Raw genomic sequence first — 7,684 nt, forward strand, 5'->3', positions numbered from 1 at the left:
CCATGCACACCGAGCTCGTCATGATCCCGCTACGCATGGCGCTGTGGGAACGTGGCCGGCAAGGCCACCCGATCCAACCGAAACAGCTTCGAGCGCATAGCGATTATGCCGAGGTTTTCGTTAAGCCGAGGATTCGTGTTCTGGCGTGTGGTGGCGCGGGTTCGTGACAGTTTCCTCGGCTTAACATTTCGGGGTTATCGGAGGCTGTAGAGCGCGCGGAGCGCGTCTTCGGGGATGCGAGCGACGTCGGCTGTTGGTGTGGCGGCGTTGATAGCGTCGCGCATCATGTCGATGGTCGCGAAGGCGTAGAACGCGTTCGTGGTCGAGATGTTCTCGTGGCCGAGGAGGCGCATGATGATGGGCAACGGGACACCTTGCTGGTAGAGATCCATCGCTTTGGTCTTGCGGAGCATATGACAGTGAACCCTCGCAGGGACCGAGGGGCAGTGCGCTCGTGCGGTGTCGGCGGCGATGGTGAGCACGTTCGCGACAGTATCGGCCGAGAGCGGCGCCGGTTGTCCCTGATGGTGGCTGTTTAGCCGAGCTGTTCGGTAGCGGGTGTGGGTCGAACCGGTAGTGCGGGCGCGGGGATCTGGTAGCGCCCGCGCCCGCACTGCGGTCACTCGGCCGGGACGAGCCCGGTGACGTGGCGGCGCATGCGACCGAGACCCCGTTGGCCTCGGCTGACAGCCATCCTCACGGTCCAACCGCCCCCGGCGCTACCAGACCAACCCACGAGTGCTACCAGAACGACCCACCCGCGCTACCGAACGACTCGGCTAAACAGGTGGCTGTAGAACAGCGGCCTGTCCGATGGGAGGACCGCTCGGTCGGGATGGAACTCATCGAGATAGACGCGCAGGTGCCCGATCGTGGCCTCGGTCAATGGAACGACACGGGTCTTGCGTCGTTTCCCGGTCAACATCACGTGGCCCGGATGGGTGAGGGTGAGATCGCCGAGAGTGAGACGGGTGATCTCGCTGACGCGGGCCGCAGTGTCGTAGAGCAAGATGAGTAGCATTCGGTTCCGGCGTGATTTGGCTGTGTGGCCGGTGTGCGCGGCGAGGACCGCGCGAGTCTCATCCTCGGTGAGATACTCGATCGGCCTCTTCGGGACGGTCGGAGGTTTCAACGTCGAGGCCGCGTTGTGCAGCGCGACGAGGGTGATGTCCTCGGCGGCGGCGTAGGCGAGGAACGCCCGAATCGCGGTGAGCCGCAGTGTGATCGTCCGGGGTGCGTAACGCTGGTGTTCGTTCATCCATGCCAGCCAGGCTTTCAGATGCGTCCGGTCGAAGCAGTCGAACGTGACATCGGTGCGGGTGATGTGCTGGTGGTCGGTGAGAAACCCGAGGAAGCATTCCAAGCTGATCCGGTAGGCCTCAATCGTCCTCGCAGATGCTGAGCGGACGGCGGGAAGATAGGTGTGGAGGAAGCCGCGGGCGAGGTCCCAGAAATCCGGGGCGCCGGTGACGACGTGACGTTTCATGCGAAACCGACCTCCGGCAGCAGGCCCCTGCTGGCCTCACGGGTGATGCCGGTGTAGGCGTCCATGAAATCCGGAGACGTGTGGACGTAGTAGTAGGTCGACTCGACGCCCGCGTGGCCCATATATACCTGCAGGTAGGGCAGCATCGCGGACACGTCGGTCCCGTCGGCCATCCAACGTTCCAGATTCGCATAAGCAAAGTGATGACGGAAATCATAGGGACGAGGCTGGGCACCGCCGTTCGGACGGGGCAAGCCCGCGTGGTCCCAAATGCGGTGAAAGATCACCCCGACCGATGTGGGCGTCACGGCCGAGCCGGTCGCGGAGACGAAGAACGATCGCCTGCCGGGAAACCACTTCCTTGACGTCGCATCGCAGGACCTCAGGATCGCGGTCACGTCATCGGTGACCGGCAGACGCCGGCTGCGGTGGCCCTTGGACTCGATGATCGTGACATGCCCGCCGCGCAGGTCAACGTCTTCGGGGCGCAGGGCTCTGACCTCGCCGGTGCGCAGCCCGCACGAATGCATCAGGGTGAAGAACGCCGACGCCTGCCATTCCCACGGTGATTTCGATCTCACGCTCGTGGCCGCAGTGAAGAACTTCTCGATCTGCTCTCCGGTGAGCAGGTAAGGGTGCGAGCGCACGAAGGGTGCTCTCCAGGTGCTGTCGAGGACGTAGGCGTCCGGGTCGCGGTGAACGAGGACCCATCGCCCGAAGCCACGGATGTATGACATCCATGACCGGTAGGTGCCGGAGCTGGCAAGCCGTTCCGTGACCCATCCTTCAACGGTCACCCGATCCAACGTCGTCGACTGGTGGTGGGTGCAGTAGGCGTCGAACTGCTTCAGATACCAGATGCGGGAGAGACCAGTGAAGCCCATCGCCGTTTTGAACGCGACGTAGTCATCCAAATCAGCCGCGAACACACTGACGAATCCGTGCCCGGATGAATACTCGATCATGATCGTGCCCCCGCCGGGACGGGCAGCACGCATCCGGCCAGCCGCCCCTCATCAACGGTCAGGTAGATGCTGGTTGATTCGATACGGGCGTGACCGAGGACAGCGGAAATCGTCGGCAGTGCGGTCGCCGCGGCCAGCAGCCTCGACGCGGCCGTATGCCGCAACAGCCGTGACCCGGCCCGCGGATCAGTGACGCCAGCGGCGGTGAACACGACCGTGGTGATCCGGTGAATCGTCGCATGATCAGCCAACGGGGTGTGTGGCGCGAGCTGGCGCAGGAAGACATGATCATCACCAGTGTCGGGCCGCTCATTCAGGACATAATCGGCGAGGCGTGCCAGCAGTAGGCCCGGCAGTGGCAGCGTGACCGGGTTACGGGTCTTCTGCTGGATGAGACTGATCGTCTGTGATCGCCAATCGATATCACCCAACCGCAGATCGATGATGTCGCACGAACGCAGCCCCGTCATCAGCGCCAGCAACGTGATCGCTGCGTCGCGTGACGACACCACCGTGCGTGACGCGCACGCGGTTACCACGCGCTGCACGTCCTCATCAGCCATGACCGACAACACCGGGTGCGAACGGCGTATCCCGACAAGACCCAGCGCATCGACGAGGTCACGTCGGCCGGTGAACGTCAGGAATGGGCGGAAGTTCGACACCACCCAGAACAGGGAGCTCTTCGCCCACCGATCCAGCAACGATTCCAAGAAGCCAGTGATCGTGCCGGCGTCCGCGTCTTCCAAACGGACGATCCCGTGCTCTTCGAGGAACACCAGGTAGCCGCGCGCAGTGCGACCATAAGCCTCACGCGTCGCATCAGCGAGTTCTCGCTCGATCATCTCAGCCTCCCATTCGGCATTCAGCGAGATGAACGTGTCGGAGAATGGCCGGCGGCCGCCACCACCGCGCTTACGAACGCTGAGAGGCACGTCCCCAGTATCGACAAGTGCGTCGAACAACGTCACGAGCCGCGTGTAGTTGAATCGACGAATTGCGCTGAAGCGGCCCGTGCGCGGGCTCGTCGTCAACGACGCGAACACCACCCCGAGCGCACTCGTATACGCCCCGCCGCGACCATCGACGAATCGGTCCAACGCGCGGATCGTTTTCTCGTACTGTCCAATCGTGGACTCCGCGTACCCCGCCTGACGCAACGCCGCGACAACGAGACCACCCAAATGAATGACAGTCGTATCCATAGCCGTGTCCTTTCCATAGACGAATGGATACGGCGGACACTACGACCAGACCGATGTTAAGCCGAGGAAACGGTCACGAACCCGCGCCAACACACGCCAGAACACGAATCCTCGGCTTAACGAAAACCTCGGCATAATCTGAGTTAAGCCGAATTCGGCTTAACTCCGACGCGGGAAGTCAATATACCGCTGTGGCATATACCGAAAGGCTCGCCCTCGACGGCATCGCGCCATCGATCGGGAGCGTCGGCGATGCGTACGATAACGCCCTCATGGAGACGATCAACGGCCTCTACAAGGCCGAGTGCGTGCGCACGACGATCTTCCACGACGGCCCGTACAAGACGATCGCGGACGTCGAATTCGCGACCGGCGGCTGGGTCGACTGGTACAACAACCGAAGGCTCCACGGTAGCCTCGGAATGGTCAGCCCCGACGAGTTCGAGGCGACCTACTACGCGGCCATCACCCGAGAGCCGCAACCCGCATAGAAGCGGCACAGAACCTGGGACGGTTCAGGTTGAGAAGTGGCAGGCCTTCGACGCCGACTACGCGCAGTCCTCCGAACGCACCGACACACAACTCACCGTTCACTACGCGAAAGTCGAGGACTCAATCTTGCGCCTGCGAGACCTCGTCGCGGTCGAACGGCGCTGCTGCGCGTTCGTGGATTGGAGCACCGAGGAAAGCGATGAGGAATTGCGCCTAATCGCGCGCGGCACCTCCGACCAACTCGCCGCGCTCAACATCGGCCACGGCTGACGCACCGCCAAACGCTCCTGTATGTGACCCCTCGCCGCGCTTGCGGGTACACGATCTGGGTCGAATCGGTGACGTCCCGTGGAGTGGTGGACTTTCCGGCAGAGTCGCTCTCGTCGTAGACGTGGGTGAGCCATCGTGCGATGGTCAGTGAGTACCGATCAAAGTCACTCACAGAAGGACACAAAGCACGATGGCTCTAGACCAGTCTGCCCTCCTCGAGCTCCTCGGGGAACTGAAACTCACCGATGTCACCGACCGGATCCGGATCGCGACCGAAACGCTCTATCAAGAGTTGATCGACGCGGAGGCGGCCGCGTTCATCGGCGCCGCCCCGTTCGAACGCTCCCCGGAGCGGACCACGCAACGAAACGGCACCCGCCCCCGCACTCTCACGACGACCGCTGGGGAGTTGGAGTTGCGGATCCCGAAGCTGCGGCAGGGATCGTTCTTCCCGTCGCTGCTAGAGCGCCGCCGCCGCGTCGATCAGGCGCTATTCGCTGTCGTGATGGAAGCGTATGTGCACGGCGTCTCAACGAGGAAGGTCGACGATCTCGTCAAAGCACTCGGCGCCGATACCGGCATCTCCAAGTCCGAGGTATCCCGGATCTGCGCCAATCTCGATGAGGATGTTGCCGCGTTCCGGGACCGGCCTCTGGCCGACACGACCTACCCGTATGTGTTCCTTGACGCCACGTATTGCAAGGCCAGGGTCGGCCGGCGAGTCGTGCCCCAGGCGGTCGTCGTCGCGATCGGCGTCGCCGCCGACGGCAGGCGCGAAGTCCTCGGCTTCGAGGTCGGAGAAACCGAGTCGCAACCGTTCTGGACGAGCTTCCTGCGCTCGTTGAAGGCCCGCGGCCTCGGCGGGGTCAAGCTGGTGATCTCCGACGCTCATACGGGGCTGATCTCCGCGATCGAGACCGTGTTCGCCGGTTCCGCCTGGCAGCGTTGTCGGGTGCATTTCATGCGCAACGTGCTCTCAAACGTTCCGAAAGCGTCCGGGCCGATGGTCGCGTCGATCATCCGCACGATCTTCGCGCAGCCCGACACCGAGCACGTGTTCGCGCAGTTCCATGAGGTCGTGCGGATGCTGACACGGTCACATCCGAAGGTCGCGGACATGCTCGAGGACGCGAAGAACGACATCCTCGCGTTCTGCGGATTCCCGCAACAGCACTGGCGACAGATCTGGTCCACGAATCCGCTGGAACGCGTCAACAAGGAGATCAAGCGCCGCACCGACGTCGTTGGCACGTTCCCAAACCCGGCAGCGCTCCTGCGCCTGGCAGGGCACGTCCTGATCGAGCAGCACGACGAGTGGGACGGCGCCGACCGCCGCTACTTCAGCGAGCACTCCATGAAGCTCCTCACCGCGACCGACGAGGAGGTGGCGATCCCGGAACTCAACGCGGCATAATCAACACAACTGATCCCGCACGGTGTCGAGAAACTCCACCACTCAGCGGGACGTCACCGTCGAATCGCGGTCTCTGGTGCATGTCCGCAACCACTGAATATGCCGCCCGCTGATCGTCCCACCAGCGATGTGGAGGGTTCTCTAGCCAATTCCGTCGGCAGCCGACTCTTCTATGACCGCCTTGACTGCTGCGCAGTAGATGCCCTACGTCCTTGGCGGAGAGGAAGCCGGCGGTAGATCTCAGTGGAAGCCACCGCGGCCATCGCGCGTTTCGTGGGTTCTTCAGGTCGTTGTCGTGAGGTGATCGATGTCTGCGGGCGGGGTTTGGCGGCGGTGGAGGAGGAGCGCAGCGATTGTGCCGAGGACGCCGACGCCCGCAAGGGCTTCGGCGGCGGCGGGAAGGCTTGTGGCGCCCAGCCATCCGGCGAGCGGGTAGGTGATGAGGAAGCAGGCGTGGGATAGCGCGAATTGGGCGGTGTAGAGGAGGTTCCGGTTCGTTGGCGTGGAGGCTTCCGCGAGCAGCCTTGAGGAGGGCGTGTTGATCAGTGAGGTTCCGGCGCCGAGTATCAGCCAGACGATCAGCAGTGCCCACCACCCGGTACCTGTGTCGACGGCGATGATCGTGACACCGATCGCCGCAACAAGCCCGCTTACCACCACGGCCGTGCCGGTAAGCATGGTGCGGGTCACTCCGATCCGCTCGACGACCCAGGGTATGTTCAACGCCACTACCAGTGAGCCGACGCCGTAAGCGCCGAGGGCGACGGCGAGGGCTGCGTCGTCGAAACCGAGCACGCCCTTGGCGTAGACGACGGAGTTCACCAGAACGAGCGCGGTGCCGGCCGCGACGACGATGTTGGTGAGCATCAGAAACCGCAGGCTGGGCGAGCGGGCGAATACCCGCATCCCGGTCGATAGGCGCTGCCAGAACGAGGATGCCGGCTGATCGTGTGACAGCGCCGGGAGTCTGGTCGTCACTACTAGCGCGGCTGATGCGGCGAAGCCGACGGCAGTGCCCAGGAACAGGTTGTTGTAGCTGATCACGGTCAAGAGGACCGCGGCGAGGAGAGGGCTCAGCAATGCTTCGAGGTCGTACGCGAGGCGGGAGAGGGCCAGCGCTCGAGTGTAGTCGCGTGGTTCGGGGAGCACTGAAGGGATCAGCGACTGAAACGCGGGCGTGAATGTCGCGGATGCGGACTGCAGCACGAACACCAGCACATAGATCTGCCAGGTCTCTGTCACGAACGGCAGCATCATCGCGATCAGCAGCCGGATCACGTCGGCACTGACGAGGACGGCCTTCTTCGGGAGCCGGTCCACGACCGCGGCGATCAGCGGTGCGACGCCCACGTACGCGACCATCTTGATCGTCAACGCGGTCCCCAACACCGATCCCGCTGCCGCGCCGGCCAGATCGAACGCCAGCAAACCAAGTGCGACGGTGAGCAGCCCCGTGCCGACCAGTGCGATCACCTGCGCGGAAAACAGCGACCGGTACGTGCGGTTGCGAAGAACCTGGATCATGAGTGGTGCCGAGGGGTGTCTTCGACAGCATGTTCCGCTTGCAGAATCGCTTCGGTGACCAGGCGCTGCGCGTGCTCGTCCGTGAGCCGGTAGAACATCCGGTTGCCGTCCTGGCGAACCCGCACGATCTTCCCCCACCGCAACTTCGCGAGATGCTGCGACACGGCCGCAGGGCTGCGGTCCACGAGTTCGGCGAGAGCGCTCACCGACAGTTCCCCCTCTTGGAGGGCGAGGATGATGCGAATCCGTGTCGCATCTGCGAGCAGCCGGAACACCTCCACCGCCACCTCAACGAACGGACCGTCCGGCTGCAGTCGATCCATATTAG

8 protein-coding genes and 1 pseudogene are annotated in these 7,684 nt (G+C 63.5%); 3 read left to right on the forward strand and 6 right to left on the reverse strand.

All coding sequences use genetic code 11. The features are described 5' to 3' along the window. Nucleotides 1-194 precede the first annotated feature (194 nt). The 4 genes from J1M43_RS00005 to J1M43_RS00020 form a co-directional block, all read right to left on the reverse strand. Nucleotides 195-623, reverse strand: a complete 429-nt coding sequence (locus J1M43_RS00005) for a tyrosine-type recombinase/integrase (protein ID WP_206475272.1) — start codon at nucleotides 621-623, stop codon at nucleotides 195-197. A gap of 140 nt (nucleotides 624-763) precedes the next feature. After that, complete coding sequence (locus tag J1M43_RS00010) at nucleotides 764-1,486, reverse strand: tyrosine-type recombinase/integrase (RefSeq protein ID WP_206475273.1); 723 nt, start codon at nucleotides 1,484-1,486, stop codon at nucleotides 764-766. Then, nucleotides 1,483-2,451, reverse strand: coding sequence for a tyrosine-type recombinase/integrase (locus J1M43_RS00015; RefSeq protein ID WP_033107664.1), 969 nt, complete (start codon nucleotides 2,449-2,451; stop codon nucleotides 1,483-1,485). The genes J1M43_RS00010 and J1M43_RS00015 overlap by 4 nt, the downstream gene beginning before the upstream one ends. Next, nucleotides 2,448-3,656: a site-specific integrase gene (locus J1M43_RS00020; protein WP_033107662.1), complete on the reverse strand. Its 1,209-nt coding sequence runs from the start codon at nucleotides 3,654-3,656 to the stop codon at nucleotides 2,448-2,450. The genes J1M43_RS00015 and J1M43_RS00020 overlap by 4 nt, the downstream gene beginning before the upstream one ends. Nucleotides 3,657-3,805: 149 nt before the next feature. Between J1M43_RS00020 and J1M43_RS00025 the strand changes: the two are divergent. The 3 genes and pseudogenes from J1M43_RS00025 to J1M43_RS00035 all read left to right on the forward strand — a co-directional run. Further along, nucleotides 3,806-4,147: pseudogene (locus tag J1M43_RS00025) on the forward strand (transposase); the annotation flags it as partial. 127 nt (nucleotides 4,148-4,274) lie between these two features. Continuing rightward, nucleotides 4,275-4,418, forward strand: coding sequence for a hypothetical protein (locus tag J1M43_RS00030; RefSeq protein ID WP_206475274.1), 144 nt, complete (start codon nucleotides 4,275-4,277; stop codon nucleotides 4,416-4,418). A 190-nt stretch (nucleotides 4,419-4,608) separates the two neighbouring features. Then, complete coding sequence (locus tag J1M43_RS00035; protein WP_206475275.1) at nucleotides 4,609-5,832, forward strand: IS256 family transposase; 1,224 nt, start codon at nucleotides 4,609-4,611, stop codon at nucleotides 5,830-5,832. Nucleotides 5,833-6,114: 282 nt separating this feature from the next. Here the strand turns inward: J1M43_RS00035 and J1M43_RS00040 are convergent, their stop codons facing one another. Further along, nucleotides 6,115-7,356 carry an MFS transporter gene (locus J1M43_RS00040; protein ID WP_206475276.1) on the reverse strand — a complete coding sequence of 414 codons (1,242 nt, stop codon included), beginning with the start codon at nucleotides 7,354-7,356 and terminating at the stop codon, nucleotides 6,115-6,117. Then, nucleotides 7,353-7,679: a metalloregulator ArsR/SmtB family transcription factor gene (locus J1M43_RS00045; protein ID WP_206475277.1), complete on the reverse strand. Its 327-nt coding sequence runs from the start codon at nucleotides 7,677-7,679 to the stop codon at nucleotides 7,353-7,355. Before J1M43_RS00045 ends, J1M43_RS00040 begins: the two co-directional genes overlap by 4 nt. Nucleotides 7,680-7,684: the final 5 nt, after the last annotated feature.

The sequence above is a fragment of the Microbacterium sp. KRD172 genome (assembly GCF_017168295.1).
GTDB lineage: Bacteria > Actinomycetota > Actinomycetes > Actinomycetales > Microbacteriaceae > Microbacterium > Microbacterium profundi.

Excerpts from the sequence above, each read along its gene's own strand:
- J1M43_RS00010 (WP_206475273.1), bottom strand. The coding sequence starts at position 1,486 with ATGAAACGTCACGTCGTCACCGGCGCCCCGGATTTCTGGGACCTCGCC.
- J1M43_RS00015 (WP_033107664.1), bottom strand. The coding sequence starts at position 2,451 with ATGATCGAGTATTCATCCGGGCACGGATTCGTCAGTGTGTTCGCGGCT.
- J1M43_RS00020 (WP_033107662.1), bottom strand. The coding sequence starts at position 3,656 with ATGGATACGACTGTCATTCATTTGGGTGGTCTCGTTGTCGCGGCGTTG.
- J1M43_RS00035 (WP_206475275.1), top strand. The coding sequence starts at position 4,609 with ATGGCTCTAGACCAGTCTGCCCTCCTCGAGCTCCTCGGGGAACTGAAA.
- J1M43_RS00040 (WP_206475276.1), bottom strand. The coding sequence starts at position 7,356 with ATGATCCAGGTTCTTCGCAACCGCACGTACCGGTCGCTGTTTTCCGCG.
- J1M43_RS00045 (WP_206475277.1), bottom strand. The coding sequence starts at position 7,679 with ATGGATCGACTGCAGCCGGACGGTCCGTTCGTTGAGGTGGCGGTGGAG.